This is a genomic window from Phormidesmis priestleyi ULC007 (assembly GCF_001895925.1).
In the GTDB taxonomy this organism is placed as follows: domain Bacteria; phylum Cyanobacteriota; class Cyanobacteriia; order Leptolyngbyales; family Leptolyngbyaceae; genus Phormidesmis_A; species Phormidesmis_A priestleyi_A.
In genome coordinates this window covers 1-1,161 of record NZ_MPPI01000108.1, presented here as the reverse complement: position 1 = coordinate 1,161, position 1,161 = coordinate 1, and the positions used below count along the sequence as shown (strand labels likewise).

Annotated in this window: 1 pseudogene; it reads left to right on the top strand. The window is 49.5% G+C overall.

What is annotated here, in order from left to right:
* The first annotated feature begins 75 nt into the window (after positions 1–75).
* A pseudogene (locus tag BRW63_RS27415) lies at positions 76–1,142 on the top strand (IS630 family transposase).
* The last annotated feature ends 19 nt before the right edge of the window (positions 1,143–1,161 follow it).

Genomic DNA, 1,161 nt, shown 5'->3' with positions numbered 1-1,161 from the left:
AAGTAGGTGGGTGTGGAAAGAGTAAGCTACATAAAGGAAAGTTAAGCGTTTTAGCAGAATCAGGTTAAAAGCAATATGGGTGCACGTTTGAGAGTGTTTTTAACGGCAGAGGAAGATCGTACACTTTTTGAGATGAGGAGTGCGACCACGATCCCGCAACGAGTGAAAGATCGTGCCGAAGTCATCCGGCTAAATTTCAGGGGCTGGTACGTAGAGAAAATCGCGGCTCACTTCAACTGGAATGTGGCTACGGTCCGCGATGCGTTACATCGGTGGGAAAAGCAGGGGTTAGGAGGATTGTGGGATACCCTCCATCCAGGCGGCAAACGTCGATGGCAAGCGTCAGATATAGAGTATCTAGAGGGCATATTGCGAACTGAAACCCGCACTTACAGTAGCCCACAGTTGGCAGAGAAACTAGAACAGGAACGGCAAGTCACATTGAGTCCAGACCGCCTAAGGCGAGTGCTGAAAAAAAGGGGGTGAGATGGAAGCGGACTCGCCAGAGCCATCGTGAGCGTCAAGACCCTGAGCAAAGAGCCACCAAGCAAGCAGACCTCGATATGCTGGAGTTCGCTGCTGCAAGCGGAGAGATCGACCTGTACTATCTAGATGAAGCAGGATTTAGCCAGTGGAGCGCGACAGGTTACAGCTACTTCTTTGTCGGGGAGCAAAAGCGAATGGAGCAAACCAAACGACGGGGTAGACGCGTCAGCATTCTGGGGCTTTGGCAACCATTGAAATGTTTTACATACGGCTTGAGTATCGGCGGCTTTGACAGTAAGAGTTACATCAAGATGATGGATGAGCAAGCCAAACAGGCGAACCAAGCGTTCCAGCAAGCTGGACGCATCCGAGTGATTGCTGAAGATAACGGCCCGATTCATACCAGTGCAGCGGTGCAGGCGAAACAGCCCGAATGGGAAGCCCAAGGATTGTACATCTTCTTTTTTGCCAAATATTGTTCCGAGATGAATCCCATTGAATTGGAGTGGCAGCATCTTAAGAAGGATGAGATTGCAGGACGAATGTTTGAGGATGAATTAGATTTAGCCTATGCCGTGATGGATGGGGTAGATGCTAGAGCTAAAGCCCATGGACATACGGTTGAACGCTTTCGGTTCAGGGCAGAAGACACTTAATACAACTTCATCCAACTCA